Here is a 15,429-nt window from a genome sequence, read left to right as displayed (position 1 = left end):
ATCAGGAATATAGAACAGGAACCTTTTGAATAAAATTTTTATGTCCCAAAATATCAACCAAAAAACCGGCTGTGGCCTTGCGGGAGATGGTTAGGGAGGGTTTGCGGCTATGATCCAAAATCGCCTTGGCCACTTTTGGTTTTTGGCTGTTGGTCAGTCCGACCGGCCGGACAATAGTCCAATCCAAACCCGAATTACGCACCAAAGCCTCCTGTCTTTCATGCTCGAGGTAAGCGGCAGAAAGGTTGCTGTTGTCAATCAGCCATGCAAACCATCCCGGAATAAACGGCCTGCTGTCCCCCACTCCCCATGCGGAGGTAAAAACGAGTCTTTTGATGTTCCGATCATGACAAACTTTAATGAGGGTTTTCATCGTCATGGACAAAAAATCCTCAGGTGTCTGTAAAGGTGACCAAGGGAAATCCGATTTGCGTGAAATATTCAGGCAACTGATCACCGCCTGACAGTTTTCAATCGCAAAATTCAAATCCCTCGGTATTCTGGTATCTCCTTCAAATACCTGAAGTCCCGGATCCTCCAACTGAATTTTCTTACCGTCCCTGACCAAGGCATTCACATGATACCCTTTTTCCAAAGCCTGCTGCAACACTTCATGGCCTGTACGCCCAGTAGCACCTAATAATAAAATCCTCTTGATAGGTTCCATGAATTTAAAAACAGAAAAAAGCTCCAGTTAAACAGATACTTTTTTCTTATAAAAAGTTGCATGGATTTATGAATAAATTTGATGATCAACTTCCATAAAACTTTGACAAAGGATTCTGCTTTTTTTAATCCACCGCCAATACCCCCAACTGATAATTCAAAATCACCTCCTGGAAGAATAGCGTGTACAAAGCTTGGACATAATCCGATTGCCCGGCGACAAGCTGTTGGTTAGCAGTGGCAAGGTCGACAAAGTTGCTTACCCCAAGCCTGAAACGCTCAGAAATGGCTTTCTGCGCTTCTTCCGCCGCAGTAAGCTGTAACTTGGTGGCTTCTTCCCTTTTGATACTGGCTTTGTAATTTTCGTAAGCCAATTTGATTTCCTGAGAAATCCTTCTCTCCAAAGCCGTTTTTTCAAGCTGTTGGTTGTAGTACTCTACCTTGCTGCGTGTAACGGTGAGTTTATTATTGAAATTATTGAAAATCGGAATATTCAGCGACAAGCCGATGGTCTGCTGTGGATAGACCTGCCAAAGCTGTTCAGAAATACTCCTATCATCCAATGAAGTAAAGAAAGTACTGTAATTGAAAAAAGCATTGACTTGCGGATACATGAATGACCTAGAAACAGCGAGGAGTTTTTTATTGCCTGATTCAAGCAGCTGTTGCTGCTTGAAGTCTTTTCTGTTTTCCAAAGCAATGGTATATAGTTCCTCCACAGACATGTTCAGATACTCACTTTGTCCGGGGCTGAGGCTCACGGCCTCAAGTTGAGGGATGACATTTGGCCCGAGTTGGAGGGTCTCTGCCAAAGTCCAGGCATCGGTTTCCCATTGTATTTTGGCGTTCAGGGCCACGGTTTCCAACCTTGCCACTTCTGATTGCTGGTTATATTGGTCAGACAATGTCCTCAATCCAGCCTCGACAAAGCCTTCTATCTGCTCGAGCTGCTTCTTTTGGTTTTCAAGGTTTTCCAAGGCGATTCTATATAACTCCTGATCCAACAATACCTGCAGGTATTGCCTGCCGATGTTAAACATAACTTCCTGTGCAGACCTTTCGAGGCTGTTTTCACCAGCCTCCTCGAAGAATCTCGTTGCTTGGGTATTGTTGATTCTCCTGCCGCCATTGTAAATCGGCATGGAGGTATTGAGGTTAGAGGTAATGATGTTGTTGGACACATTGGTCACGATCAATTGGTCCTCGACTTGTTGGTATTGTTGGCCGGTTTGTCTGAATCCACTGTTGCCAATATTGAGGTTGGGAAGATGGGCGAGCTGTGCGGCCTGTTTTTCCCTTTTCAACACGTCCTGTTCGTTTGTACGCTGTTTGTAAGCGAGGTTTTGCTGCAAACCGATGTTGACCGCTTCCCGGAAATTGAGTTTCAGGGTATCCTGCGCTTTCAATTCAGAAATGAAAGCCATCAAAATCAAAGCGGTAATGAGTATCTTATTCATATTATATGGCAATGTCTTTGTCAATTTTTCCGTCCAACATTTCAATCAGGCGTGTTCCGTAATCTGCATTTTCGCGCGCATGAGTGGCTTGGATGATGGTAGTTCCTTCTTTGTTCAGTTCCTTGAAAACTTCCATGATCTCTTTTGCCTGTGCAGAATGGAGGTTTCCTGTCGGTTCATCGGCCAACAGTACCCTTGGTCTCCCTGCTATCGCCCTTGCTATTCCGACCAACTGCTGCTGTCCACCAGATAGTTGCTCGGGGAACAGGTCCTTCTTGGCTACCATATTGAACCTGTCCAAAAGATCAGCGATGATGCTCTTCCGCTCTCCGCCTGACACATTCCTGTAAAGCAAAGGGGTTTCGATATTTTCATAAACCGTCAGTTCGTCGATCAGGTGGTAGGCCTGAAATATGTATCCAAACTCAGACTTGTGCAAAGCAGACCTTTCCTTGGATTTCATGTTATTGATAGACTTCCCATCAAAGGAATATTTCCCTTCATAATCCTCATCCAACAATCCGATGATGTTGAGCAAAGTTGATTTGCCCACACCTGAGGGTCCCATGAGGGTGAGAAATTCCCCCTGCTCGATGGTCAGGTCAATTCCTTTCAATATAAAAACCCGCTGAAATCGCGATTCGATGAATTTGTCAATTTGGTTAAGCTGAATCATTGGTAAGACGTGAGATATGAGATTTGAGACTTGAGATTTGAGACTTAAGACATGATTCCCCAAAACTACCGGGGTGAGACTTAGATTTTGTGGTTTTTGACCGATGACCGATGAATTAAGCATCGCACATCTGACATCGGTCAATTTAACCATCCCAATCCTATGCCATAAAAAAAGCCCAATATTGTTCGAATAAGGGCGTTTTTTGAAAGAATTCGGTTTGAAGTATCGAACATTTTTGTTCGCTGACGGACGATAAGGAGTCTTCCACGTCAACCTACGATATTTGGGAGAGAATATTAAACCACAAAAGAGACAAAGAAAACAAAGGATTAAACGCTCTGCGCCCTTTGCGAAACCTCACCGTCCATTGCGGTAAAAGAAAAAATATCTTACACAAAGCTTCAAAGAAAAAGGCGTGTTTGACAAATCTTTTTGGTGATACAAACATTGGCGGAGAAGTCTTCTGCGTCAATCTGCGATATCTGCGGGAGAAAATTAAACCACAAAAGAAACAAAGAAAATAAAGGGTCTCACCCTTTGCGCCCTTTGCAAAATCTTACCGTCCATTGCGGTATAAAAATACTGTATCCAGCTTCCGGATAAGCAGGATAACCGAGAAGCAGGATAACTGACGACCTTGAAAGTTCTGCGTCCTTCTATGATATCTGCGGGAGATAATTAAACGATTTTTCTCTGTGCCCTCTGCGGGCTCAGTGGTAAAGTAAATAATCCTCATTGCGCCCTTTGCTAAACCTTACCGTCCATTGCGGTATAAAATAGTGTATCCAGCTTCCAGATAAGCAGGATAACTGACGGCCTTGAAAGTTCTGCGTCCTTCTATGATATCTGCGGGAGAAAATTTAACGATTTTTCTCTGTGCCCTCTGCGGGCTCAGTGGTAAATTAAATAATCCTCATTGCGCCCATGGCGAAACCTTTCCGTCCTTTGCGGTAAAAAAATAGTATATCCAGCTTCCGGAGAAGCAGGATAACCGAGAAGCAGGATAACTGAGTCCATTGCGGTTAAAAAAACGATTTATGAGATATTCCCTTACATCTCCGACAATACCACCTAACTTATACCAAAGTCAAAAAATATGAAATTTCAGATTAAAATTACTTCCTTCAAAACATTGGATCAGGTCAAGGATTATTGGTCCACAGCGGATTATATCCAACTTTTAGACCTTTTCGGTTTTCCCGATGCCGAGAGTGCAGAAGAAGATTCATTGCGGGAATTGTTAATGATGGCCATTATTGATTATGAACCCAATGAAGCTGCGGCTATTGTCTTGAGCTACAAACTGAGCGAAGACTTGTCCAAAGGTCAAATCGAACAGATATCCAACGACATGCTCTTAGACAAGATCGCAGAGGAATATCCCGAAATCAGCCTGCACGCTACACTTTTCCATGTCAACCAACTCCTAAACAAAGCCTTCAACGGGAAGTTCCCAAATATCAAAGCCAGTCAGTTTGAATGTACCCTGACCCCGCTTGATAAAACCGGGAAGGTGGAAATGACCAAAGAAGGCATGCTCAAGTTATTGGACAAGGGCCTTTCAGACAGCAACCTAATCAAAAGACTCTTTGGAGATAAAATGACAGGAAATGCTCCTTTCCCCGAAGCGGAGTCCATTCTGTGGGATATGCAGACAACAGACGGAACAAACTTCAAAATCCTGACTTCCGAATATTGGTTGAGTCAAGATGATCTGATAGCGGATGAATTTGAAGGGGAATATGAGGAAAGGGAGGAAGAAGAGGAGGATTAATTCCTCTTTTTAATTTGGGATAATCTTGTAAAGTTTAAACAGCGATTGATGTTGACTTGAAAAGAAAAATTTAAAAACCTGGTTTAAAATTTATCCAAATCTAAATTTTCCAAATCATCCAAATCTTTATATCTCCCGGTAGCTTTCTTTGTTTTAACAAGGTCTGAGAAACCCAAAAGCCTTACAATAATCCCTTGAATCTCAACATCCTTAACATTAGGGATTGCTTCGGAAAATTCTACCCCTTGGATTTTGGTCACTATATCAATGGCCATAGGAGGCCTTCCAAAAGTAAAAACATTGTAATTTCCAACCTTCAAAAACCTGTTCAGGTCAATGGCCTCTGTAGGAAATCCAAAGTATGAAAATGCCTTTATCAGTTTCCCATAGTTAGTTTCGGTCGGATTAACCCAAATATCCAAATCTCCTGTAGTTCTATTATAGCCATGTAAAATTACCGCGTATCCACCAATCAAAATATATTCAACTTGAAATTTGCTGAGGCTTTCAATAAAATCTTTGAAGTCATCATTAAATACATTAAGGCTTATTTCCTTCATTTTTAATCAATGTTTTTACTTCAAAATGACTCTTATCCATCTTGGGCCAATCATTGCCCACAAATCCATAAGCCGCCTGCATCAGTTTGAAAAACAGATCCTTCTTTTCATCCTCAGGCATATTTCCATAATGTTTCTGATGGTCTGCAGCTTCTTCAAAACTCTGAATAACGAAGGCTTTTTTATCCATTTTCATAGAGACCCAATTAAAATCATCTGCAATATAATCAATTAAAGACGAGCAAATATTCGGTGAGCTTTAAAAAAGGAGGAGTGAGAGGTGAAAGGCAAGTAGTAAGAGGTTGATTTTTTTGCGCCTTTGAGTCTTTGCGAGATTCATTTTTAAGATTTCTCTCTACGTTCAAAATGACAAGGGAGCTTTTTTTTCGTCTTCTTTCTTCCGTCCTTTCATTCAACATTCTAACTTCCCGACTTCCTTCCTTCCCGACTTCCAAGCTTCCTTCTCTCGGTTCTTATTCGTCCTTAAGCGTCTTCGCCGGATTTTGGAGATTGACTTTGAGGGTGCGGTAGCCGATGGTCAAAAAGGAAATCAGCGCCACCACCAAAATTGCGGCAACATAGACCAAAGGAGAAATCTGTGTTTTGTAGGCAAATCCCTCCAGCCACTGCTTGGAAAACCATAATCCAAAACCTACTGCCAAGACTGAGGATATTCCCAACAACGTGAAGAAGTCCGCAGAAAGCACTTTCAGGACATCTCCTGAAGTCGCGCCTAAGACTTTGCGGATGCTGATTTCCCTTGTTCTTCTCAAGGCCACATAGGAAACCAAACCAAACAATCCCATACAGGCAATAAAAATGGCTATCCCTGCAAAAAGGCTGAAGATGGTCCCGGTCTTTTCTTCTGAGCTGTACATGCGCGCATATTCCTGATCGACAAATTTGTAATTGAAAGGCCTGTCAGGAGCCAAGTTTTTCCATATTCCTTCCATTTTGGCCAAATGCTCAGCAGGATTTCCCTTCGGAAGTTTTGCCAAAATCACATTGGCTTCATTTGGATTGACCATGATGGCCAAAGGCCCCACCTGATGGTGAAGGGAATTGAAGTAGAAATCTCCGACCACGGACTTGACGAAGGCGGGAGAACCGAAATTCAGTTTTTTGCCCACTGCTTCCTCATTGGTCCAACCGAGGGATTTGACTGCAGATTCGTTGAGCATGACAGCATGTTCTATGTTTTCTTCATAGGCGACAGACCTTGTGATTTCATTTTGAGAAAAATCCTCCCCTATTACAATCTTCAGTCCCAAAGTTTTGACCAAATCCGGATCAGCATTATAGCCTGTAATCATCAGTTCTTTCCCGTTGTCAAACCCAGGAAAGATCTTGTATCCTGCCTTGATGTAGATCGGCATGTCGGCGGCCAAAGTCACGGATTGTGCCGCGCCGGATCTCAGGAGTTCGCTTTTGAGGGTTCCTACAGTTTCCCGCATATTGTAGTGATAGGTCAATGCTACTACTTGCTCCCTGTCATAACCAAGGTTGACTTCACGCATGTAGTCCAATTGCTGCTGCACGATCAGAGTCGCCACCAACAAACCTATAGATACAAAAAACTGGAATACGACAAGGCCTTTGCGAAGCCAAGTCCCTCCCCCGATTTTGATGTTTTTGCCAAGGGCACGCAGCGGTTCCATCCCAGACAGGATCAAGGCAGGATAAATCCCCGACAAAAATCCGATCAGCAACAGGAGTCCAAAAACCGCTACAATTCCGACAGGAGAAACCAAAAGATCCAATTGAAGGGGAACGCCGGAGAAGTTTTCAAATGGTTGGGCAAGAAAATACAAAACCAATAGACTAAACATCAGGCCGGAAAAGGTCAGAATAAAGGACTCAGATATAAACTGTCCAAAAAGCTGCATCCTTCCAGCGCCCATGACCTTTCTCAATCCCACTTCCTTGTTTCTCTCGGTGGCTTCTGCAGTTGCAAGGTTGACATAATTGATGATTCCGATGAAAATCAACAAAACGGCCACGAGGCCGAAAATATAGAGCTGCCGGATATCGGAAGTTGGTTTGACAGTTTGGAGTTGGTTGTCCCCAAGGTGGATGGAAGTGACAGGTTGGAACAAAAAGGAGGTCTTGAAGCCATAATTGTTCATGTCCTCACCCATGTATTTTTCGACCATCTGATCCAGTTTACCGGTCAAGGCCGGTAAGTCGGCATCAGGAGTCAGTTTCGCATACGAATAATAATTAGACGGTGACCATTCGGGATTTTTCCCATGTCGGTGTGTGGCAAAAGAGGCAATAAAGTCAAAATCCAAATGGCTGTTGGAAGGGAAATCCTGCATGACTCCTGTGACAAGGTATTCCTTCCCATCAATTTTCAGTGTTTTGCCATTGGCCTCAGGGGCATTTCTAAAATACCTTTTTGCCGTGCTTTCGGTCAGAACAATCTGATTGGGTTCGGTCAAAACAAGGACGGGATTGCCTGTGATCATCTCAAAATCAAAGACTTTAAAGAAATTCTGATCCGCAAAAGCAAATTTGGTTTCCGCTTGATTTCCCTCTCCTGCATCCACCATAACTGACGAAAAAATGCTCAGGTCAAATACCAAAGTCCCGACTTCGACTTCAGGCACTTCTTGCATCAACGTGGGAACGAGCAGCGACGGCGTCGTCCCTACCAATTGGCTTTCACCGCCGGAGACAAATTCCTGGTTGAACTTGTAGATCCTTTCCGAGTCGGTGTACATCTTGTCATAGCTCAACTCGTGGTAGATATAAAGCGATATTGCCAAAAAGCTGACAATGGCAATCGTCAGGCCAAGGATATTGATTCCTGTATACAGCTTCCGCTTGGACAGGTTTCTGAAGGAGACTTTAAAGTAGTTTTTCCACATATTATTTAGATGTGAGATTTGAGACGTGAGACACAAGAAGCGAGAACCGAGAAGCGTAAAACAAGAACCGAGAGCCGAGAAGCAAGACTTTGCCTTATCATTTAGAAAAAACGCAGGATGTAAGCCATAACATTCAATCCTTGATTTGCCTCGTAAATCGTATTCCATACTTCCCTACTTCCATCCTTCCTAACCTCCTAACTTCAGTCCCACTTCCATGCCAATCCAAAAACAGCCAAAACACACAATAATCGCTGATTGGAGGTGAAAATCCATAAAATCACGGACATTATTGTTCGCCTACGGGCAAAAAAAAGCAAGGCCGGGACAAAATCCTGACCTTGCTCTATATAACTAAACTAAAATACCTCGATGGAAAGAACGTTTCGGTTTGTGAGGCGGAAAACCTTGGCCCAAAACATCCATTCTAATTGTCCTTGAAAATAGTTGGTTTAGGATTCAGGAAAATTAAAACCGTTTGTGTGGTTGCCTGAATCCACTAAGCCCAAAAACATGCCAAAGGTCAAATCTTCGTTATTTCTTCAATTGGATAGGTTTCAATCTAAACCCTTCTTTGAATACGAACAGTATTTGTCCAGTATCGGTCAAAACAATTACAGGTAAAGGGCGTTTTTTGGGTATATTGTTAAGATTTCTTTTTACTGAATTTCCTTTTCGCCATGAAAAAATTTCTGCTGCCTGTCATTCTCCTTTTCTTCGTATCAACTCTATTTGGGCAAACCCAAACAAAAACCGATGCCATCTACACTTACAAAACCCCTGACCGTGACGGCACAGGCAAAGTCTATATGGGGAGGGAAATATCACAGGTCATGAACTTTATGGGTATGAGTTGGCTGGAACGCTCCACCCGTCCACAGGAAGAAAATACAGAGTTGGCAATCAAAAACCTTCCCATTGACAAAAAAAGTGTAGTGGCGGATATCGGAGCAGGATCGGGATATTATACTTTCAGAATCGCCAAGAAAGTGCCTGAGGGCAAAGTGTATGCCATCGAAATCCAGGATCCGGCGATCAAATACTTGGAGGATCGCAGCAAAGAACTCGGTTTTGACAATGTGGTGACGATCAAAGGAACAGAGAAATCACCCATGCTTCCAGAAAATTCCATTAACCTTGCCATCATGGTAGACGTGTACCATGAGTTGGAGTATCCGCATGAAGTACTGCAGAACATCAAAAAATCCCTCAAACCGGACGGCAAACTCCTCCTAATCGAATACCGTGGAGAGGACCCAAAAGTCGCCATCAAAAGACTTCACAAAATGACTGTCGAGCAGGTTACCAAAGAGTTGTCAGCCAATGGTTTCACCCTAGTCCAAAACGGTCAGTTTATGAAAATACAGCACTTTTTGGTTTTTGAGAAGGAATGAGAATTCGTCATTCTGAGTGCAGCGAAGAATCTCAGTTATTGTGGTTGTAATTGTTCTAGTGGTTGTAATGGTTGTTTGCTGCGCCTTGTCAATGTTGTCTGGTTTGGGGAATTCAATAGTTCAAGGCTTCGGGGTTGGACTTTCACTGTATCTTGGGTCTTTTTTGGTTGCCTGCTGCGGGGTGTCACTGTTTTCGGGTTTGGGAATCCGTCATTCTGAGTCCCCAACATTTTAAAATGTTCAGAAAAGGAATGACGGTTGGTCTTGCGTCACCTTGAATCCGAGGTACGAGGATGAAAGATCTCAGAAAAAAGAGACCCTTCGCTTCACTCAGGGTGACGACCAAGAGATTCACGTCATTGGTAACCGTAGCCTGCGAAGGTGAAAAATCTCATTTAACTGAGATACTTCACTGGGAGTATGCCGGTAACACGGGTCTTACAATTCTTAATTTCCCAAGTCTTGGTACTTGGTACTTTGTTCAATTAAAATTCCCTTTACTTTTGGACTCATTTCAGGATATGTCACATACTTCCGACTTCTGACTTCTTACTTCCCACCTTTCCCTCACTCACTCTTCAGCACCTTTGCCGGATTGATCATGGCGGTTTTGATGGCCTGCGAACTGACTGTCAAAAATGCGATCCCCAAAGCCGCAAGCGCTGTCCAAAGGAAGATCTTCCAATCGATGGAGATTCTATAATCAAAGGTTTCTAACCAAGAATCCATAAAATACCATGTGACTGGTATTCCAAGCAACACAGCGATCAGGACCAACTTTGTAAATTCGGAGGAAATCAACCTCACCAAACCGGGTATGGATGCCCCTAAAACTTTCCTGACTGAGATTTCCTTTCTTCTTTGCTCTGCTATGAAAGTGGCCAATCCAAAAAGCCCCATGCAGGAAATGAGAACAGCCAAGACCGTAAATAATCCTGTCAATTGAGCAGTACGTTTCTGGGATTCAAACTTTCGGGCATGGACCTGATCTACAAAATTATAATCAAAAGGAGCTCCCGGATTGAACTTGGCAAAAACGGCTTCAACATTTGCCATTATTTCGGAATAGTCCTCTCCGGGATTTAGACGGACATGGATAAAACTCAGATTTCTTTTTGGACCAAAGACCAAAATAGGCAATACCTCATCAAAAGGCGATTCCATTATAAAATCCTTCACCACGCCGACAACAGTAAAACTCAGGTCATCGTCTTGGATCACCTGTCCCAAAGGATCTTCAAAACCCATTCTAATAGCTGCGGTTTCATTGATCAAAACTGCATTGCTGTCACTTGGGAAAGTATATACATCGATATCCCTTCCTGCAATCAATTCAAATCCGGCAGTTTCAACCAAGTTCGCATCTGCTCCCATTCGGTACATGGCGGGTCTGTAACTATCATCTTTGCCCTGCCATTTCATCATATTGGTATCACTGTGCAGCTCGGTAATGGGAGAAAAAGTATAACTGACAGAATTGACCTCTTTTAGAGCCAACAGTTCATTGCGGAAAGCCACCATGTTTTCCTGCATTGTTCCGGAGACCTGATGGTAAATGAGGTTTTCCTTGTCCAACCCAAGATCCCTGTTTTGGACATGGTCCATCTGATCTCGGATAATCCATACGCTCGAAATCAATATGGCTACCACTGCAAATTGGAAAACCACCAAAGCCTCACGTGGATTGACCCAATATTTCTTGGCATTCAATTTCAGTTTGAATACTGAAGTAGGTTTGAAGGAACTCATCAAAAAAGCAGGATAACTTCCGGCCAATATCCCGATGACCATGACATAGACAAAAGAAATTACCCAAAACAAAGGATTGGAAAAGGGACTTTGAAGTTCCTTTCCGATAAAATTACTGAAGTAAGGCAAGGCGATCGCAACAATCGTCAATGCAAATCCATAAGCAAACAAGGCAATCATGACTGATTCAACTAAAAACTGCCAAACCAACATTCCCCTTCCGGCACCTGAAATTTTTTTAACACCGACTTCTTTTGCCCTGTTTTCACTTTGGGCAGTGCTGAGGTTGATAAAATTAATACAGGCCAATAGCAAAATGACAAGCGCTACTCCCCCAAACAAACGGATCAGCTCGATCCTGCCGCCGACAGAAACACCGTTTTCAAATTTCGAATACAGATGCAGGTCAGACATGGGGAACAAAAAATCGCTTACGCTTTTGTCTTCCGTATTCATGGCGGTAAATCCTGCAAATTTTTCATTGAATTCATTTACATCTGTACTTTCATGAAGCATTGCAAAAGTCCTGTAAGAATTATTGCCCCAAAAAGAATCCGCCCAACCCATTGATTCCAGTTTTTTGAAGGGCAAAAAAACAGTGTAATTGAAGTTGGTGTTTTGTGGTAGATCCTGAACCACCGCCATGACTTGGAAATCAAGTTGCTTTTCTAAAACAACTGTTTTTCCCATTGGATCTTCTTTTCCAAAAAGCTTTTCTGCAACAGTTTTGGTTAGAATAATTCCATCCGGAACAGACAAAGCAGACTCGGTATCACCGGAAATGACTTCAAAAGTAAACAACTTAAAGAAACCGGGATCCACAAAAGTCGTCTTTTCATAGAAGCTGTTTGATCCCAAGGTCAAAAGATGCGGGTCCCATTCTGTAAGCCTTGTGGTTTCCTCCACTTCGGGGAATTTATCCTTCATCGCAGGACCATAAGGTGCGGGCGTATAGTCCCAACTCATCACTTCACCGTCCATAGTGGTATTGCGCCAAACCGCATAAACCCTGTCCGAATGGGCATAAAACCTGTCAATAGAAAGCTCAAACTGGATCCAGATCAGGATCAAGACCGAGGCAGCAATCCCGATTCCCAGCCCTCCGATATTGATAATAGAAAATCCTTTACTTCTAAGGATATTTCTCCAGGCGATTTTTAGATAGTTTTTCCACATGGCGGGTTTTGTTTAAAGTTTGGAGGCTTGTTTTGTTGTAAGGGTTATAATTGTTCTAGTTGTTATAATGGTTGTCTGCTTCGCGTTTTCAGGATGTGGAATCCGTCATTCTGAACCGCAACCTGCGGAGGTGAAGAATCTCTCTAAATTGAGACTCTTCGCTTCACTCAGAGTGACGGATACTAAGTCATTATTAATTCATCATTCTTAACTCTGAATTCCCCAAGTCTCGTCTCTCGCTTCTTGTCTCTTGCCTCTCGCCTCTATTTATTCGCTCTTAAGGCTATCCACAGGATTCATCATCGCAGCTTTGAAGGCCTGCGAACTGACAGTAGCCAATGCAATTACTAAGGCAACCATTCCGGCTAAACCAAACACCCACCAATCCAAATCTATCCGGTATGCAAAGTCCTGAATCCAGCTGTCTACCACAAACCATGAAATCGGGATCGCAATCAGAATAGCCACCAATATCAATTTCATAAAATCCTTGGAGAGCATAGCCACCACTCCGCCAACGGATGCACCAAGCACTTTACGGATTCCGATTTCTTTCACCCGCTGTTCGGTGGTGAAGGACACCAACCCAAACAAACCCAAGCAGGATATCAGGATGGACAGCAAAGTCAGCATGCCGACAATGGTATTCAAAGTCTGATCGGCACGGTACATTTCATTAAAGTGGTCGTCCAAAAACTTATATTGAAATTCCTCTTCCGGTATCATTGTGTTCCACACCGACTCGATATGTGCGATTGCTGCAGGAGCTGCATCGCCTTTGATTTTGACAGAGATCTCGGAATAGCCCCAATCTTTTTTGTTGAATATGGCCAAGGACTCAATCTTATGGTGAAGGGAATTGAAGTTGAAATCCTTGGAAATACCCACAATCTGTCCAACAGAATCCATCCAAGCCAAGCCGATGGGTTGCCCGATCAAAGACTCAATCGGTCGGGCATTGCCTTCACTTTTGAGCAATTCTTTGGCAAGTGATTCATTGATGATAAATGCATTGCCATTGTCGGTACTTACGTTTTGGTCAAAATCCCTGCCTGCGATCAAGTCGATTTGATACACATCAAGATAATCCGGATCAACCACCACGTGGGAAGTAGAAAGAATTCTCTCCGGTCCATCTCCCCGGAATACAATTCCTGTCTGATGGAGATTATTACCAAGCCGTTGACCCGATCCGGTTACCTTTTCTATGGCCGGATTTGAAAGAAGTTCTTGCTTCATGGATTCATACCTCGAAAAGAAACGCTGATTCAAGGGAATGGTCAGCACCTGATCATGGGAAAAACCGAGGTCCTTTTGCTGCATAAACCTGATCTGTTGTGTCGCAAAAAGTGTGGTGACAATCAGGAATACGGCGCCCGCAAACTGGACAACGACTAGTGCATTTCTGAATTCTGATTTATTATTTCCGACTTCAGGTGAACCTTTCAATACTTTTGCCGGACGGAAATTAGAAAGATATAAGGCCGGATAAGTTCCTGAAAGTACTCCCACTACAACAGCACCCAAAATCAGATTGAGCAAAAGGATAGGATTGGAAAACAAAGGAAAATCCAATTGTCTTTGGCTGAATTCATTGAGATATGGCAAAGCAAGCAAAACCAACCCAACCGCAAAAAACAATGCAATCAAACTGATGAAGATGGATTCACCGATAAATTGGATAAACAACTGGGATTTTAAAGCTCCTGAAGCTTTCCTCACCCCGATTTCCATGGACCTTCCAATGGACTTTGCAGAGGAGAGGTTTACAAAATTGATCCCAGCAATAAACAGCACTATCAATCCGATGTAAAAAAACACCTGCGTATATGCTCCATCAAATTTTCTGTAATTAAAATAATCATGCGTAATCTCTGATGAATTTGCATGGATTTCTTGAATTGGTTGCAGAAAAAGCTCAAACTCTTTCGCCCTTTCCTCCCCTAAATGGGACACAAGATATTCCGGAAATTTGGATTCGAGATGGGAAATGTCAGCTCCCACCGCCAATTTGAGATAGGTCGTATACCAATTGGCTTCCCAATCACCCATCGCCTGAGGACTAAAGTAGGTGCTAAAAGAAGTCAATCCTTCAAATTGCAAATGTGAATTGGCTGGGATATCTTCCATCACCCCGGTAATCCTATAATAACTACTGTCCTGAGCCGAACTGAATACTGTCTTACCCATCGCCGGTTCATCACCGAAAATCAGCTTGGCAGATGAAGCGGTCAGCACCATGCTATTTGGTTCCTTCAGGGCAGAATTTGGATCGCCTTCCAACATCCGAAAATCAAATAGGTCAAAAAATGTAGAATCTGCCCATAAGATACTTTTAAGAGAAGTTTCTTTTTCTCCGTTTCTAAGGACCATTTCCCCTCCTTGGGTAACCCGGGTAAAGTTCTCTACCTCGGGCATTTCTTCCATCAATGTCGGACCCATGGGGTACATGGTCAGTGCTACCTTTTGGGGAGAAACCATCCCCTCCCACTTTTGAACTTCATTGAGACGGAAAGTATTTTTGGATTGGAATCCATCAAAATCCCGCTCATAACTGACAAAAAGCATGATCAGAATACATACAGCCATCCCAATAGAAAGACCGGAAATATTGAGGAAAGAGAAAAGTTTGTTTTTCCTCAGGTTACGCCAAGCTATTTTAAGGTAGTATGTCCACATGGAATTTGAAGATTGGAAAATTGAAAGATTGGAAAATTTTAAAATTTAAAGGTTGGAAAGCTGTAAGGTTGTAGTTGTTATAGTTGTTGTAATGGTTGTAATGGTTGTCTGCTTCGCGTTGTCAGGTTGCGGAATCCGTCATTCTGAACCGCAGCCTGCGGATCCCGACAGCTGTACGGGAGAAGAATCTCTTTAAATTGAGACTCTTCGCTTCGCTACCAATGACGTGAATCTCTTGGTCGTCACCCTGAGTGAAGCGAAGGGTCTCTTTTTTCTGAGATCTTTCATCCTCGTACCTCGGATTCAAGATGACGCAAGACCAACCGTCATTCCTTTTCTGAACATTTTCTAAATGTTGGGGACTCAGAGTGACGAATACCAAGTCATTTTTAATTCATCATCCTTAATTCTGAATTCCCCAAGTC

Annotated in this window: 10 protein-coding genes; 2 read left to right on the top strand and 8 right to left on the bottom strand. The window is 42.9% G+C overall.

Translation table 11 applies throughout. The annotated features are described in order from the left end of the window. Window position 1: 1 nt before the first annotated feature. From MMU05_RS14410 to MMU05_RS14400, 3 genes are all read right to left on the bottom strand, one after another. Window positions 2–667 carry an NAD(P)-dependent oxidoreductase gene (locus MMU05_RS14410; protein ID WP_241142384.1) on the bottom strand — a complete coding sequence of 222 codons (666 nt, stop codon included), beginning with the start codon at window positions 665–667 and terminating at the stop codon, window positions 2–4. Window positions 668–791: 124 nt separating this feature from the next. Further along, entirely contained in the window at window positions 792–2,123 is a 1,332-nt protein-coding gene (locus MMU05_RS14405; protein WP_241142383.1) for a TolC family protein, read from the bottom strand. Between the two features lies 1 nt (window position 2,124). After that, window positions 2,125–2,799, bottom strand: a complete 675-nt coding sequence (locus tag MMU05_RS14400) for an ABC transporter ATP-binding protein (protein WP_241142382.1) — start codon at window positions 2,797–2,799, stop codon at window positions 2,125–2,127. Window positions 2,800–3,898: 1,099 nt separating this feature from the next. On the opposite strand from MMU05_RS14400, the gene MMU05_RS14395 reads away from it, so the two are divergent. Then, window positions 3,899–4,576, top strand: a complete 678-nt coding sequence (locus MMU05_RS14395) for a hypothetical protein (protein ID WP_241142381.1) — start codon at window positions 3,899–3,901, stop codon at window positions 4,574–4,576. Between the two features lie 83 nt (window positions 4,577–4,659). Here MMU05_RS14395 and MMU05_RS14390 read toward each other — a convergent pair whose 3' ends face one another. The 3 genes from MMU05_RS14390 to MMU05_RS14380 all read right to left on the bottom strand — a co-directional run bounded on the left by MMU05_RS14390 (window position 4,660) and on the right by MMU05_RS14380 (window position 8,006). After that, complete coding sequence (locus MMU05_RS14390; RefSeq protein WP_241142380.1) at window positions 4,660–5,136, bottom strand: DUF6036 family nucleotidyltransferase; 477 nt, start codon at window positions 5,134–5,136, stop codon at window positions 4,660–4,662. Next, window positions 5,117–5,332: a hypothetical protein gene (locus MMU05_RS14385; RefSeq protein WP_241142379.1), complete on the bottom strand. Its 216-nt coding sequence runs from the start codon at window positions 5,330–5,332 to the stop codon at window positions 5,117–5,119. Before MMU05_RS14385 ends, MMU05_RS14390 begins: the two co-directional genes overlap by 20 nt. Before the next feature lie 277 nt (window positions 5,333–5,609). Further along, complete coding sequence (locus MMU05_RS14380) at window positions 5,610–8,006, bottom strand: FtsX-like permease family protein (RefSeq protein ID WP_241142378.1); 2,397 nt, start codon at window positions 8,004–8,006, stop codon at window positions 5,610–5,612. A gap of 680 nt (window positions 8,007–8,686) precedes the next feature. On the opposite strand from MMU05_RS14380, the gene MMU05_RS14375 reads away from it, so the two are divergent. Continuing rightward, window positions 8,687–9,400 (top strand): class I SAM-dependent methyltransferase, encoded by a 714-nt coding sequence (locus tag MMU05_RS14375; protein WP_241142377.1) that lies wholly within the window; start codon window positions 8,687–8,689, stop codon window positions 9,398–9,400. Between the two features lie 567 nt (window positions 9,401–9,967). Here the strand turns inward: MMU05_RS14375 and MMU05_RS14370 are convergent. Together MMU05_RS14370 and MMU05_RS14365 are read right to left on the bottom strand one after the other, a co-directional pair. Further along, the gene (locus MMU05_RS14370; protein WP_241142376.1) at window positions 9,968–12,325 is read right to left on the bottom strand and encodes an ABC transporter permease; all 2,358 of its coding nucleotides are present in this window, start codon (window positions 12,323–12,325) and stop codon (window positions 9,968–9,970) included. Window positions 12,326–12,592: 267 nt separating this feature from the next. Further along, window positions 12,593–15,004: an ABC transporter permease gene (locus MMU05_RS14365; protein WP_241142375.1), complete on the bottom strand. Its 2,412-nt coding sequence runs from the start codon at window positions 15,002–15,004 to the stop codon at window positions 12,593–12,595. Between the last annotated feature and the right edge of the window lie 425 nt (window positions 15,005–15,429).

The organism is Cognataquiflexum rubidum (assembly GCF_022538115.1).
GTDB classification, from domain to species: Bacteria; Bacteroidota; Bacteroidia; order Cytophagales; family Cyclobacteriaceae; genus Cognataquiflexum; species Cognataquiflexum rubidum.
This window is presented reverse-complemented; position numbering and strand designations above follow the sequence as displayed.

What these genes read in the sequence shown, in the direction of transcription:
- MMU05_RS14410 (WP_241142384.1), bottom strand. Translation starts at nt 667, where the DNA reads ATGGAACCTATCAAGAGGATTTTATTATTAGGTGCTACTGGGCGTACA.
- MMU05_RS14405 (WP_241142383.1), bottom strand. Translation starts at nt 2,123, where the DNA reads ATGAATAAGATACTCATTACCGCTTTGATTTTGATGGCTTTCATTTCT.
- MMU05_RS14400 (WP_241142382.1), bottom strand. Translation starts at nt 2,799, where the DNA reads ATGATTCAGCTTAACCAAATTGACAAATTCATCGAATCGCGATTTCAG.
- MMU05_RS14395 (WP_241142381.1), top strand. Translation starts at nt 3,899, where the DNA reads ATGAAATTTCAGATTAAAATTACTTCCTTCAAAACATTGGATCAGGTC.
- MMU05_RS14390 (WP_241142380.1), bottom strand. Translation starts at nt 5,136, where the DNA reads ATGAAGGAAATAAGCCTTAATGTATTTAATGATGACTTCAAAGATTTT.
- MMU05_RS14385 (WP_241142379.1), bottom strand. Translation starts at nt 5,332, where the DNA reads ATGAAAATGGATAAAAAAGCCTTCGTTATTCAGAGTTTTGAAGAAGCT.
- MMU05_RS14380 (WP_241142378.1), bottom strand. Translation starts at nt 8,006, where the DNA reads ATGTGGAAAAACTACTTTAAAGTCTCCTTCAGAAACCTGTCCAAGCGG.
- MMU05_RS14375 (WP_241142377.1), top strand. Translation starts at nt 8,687, where the DNA reads ATGAAAAAATTTCTGCTGCCTGTCATTCTCCTTTTCTTCGTATCAACT.
- MMU05_RS14370 (WP_241142376.1), bottom strand. Translation starts at nt 12,325, where the DNA reads ATGTGGAAAAACTATCTAAAAATCGCCTGGAGAAATATCCTTAGAAGT.
- MMU05_RS14365 (WP_241142375.1), bottom strand. Translation starts at nt 15,004, where the DNA reads ATGTGGACATACTACCTTAAAATAGCTTGGCGTAACCTGAGGAAAAAC.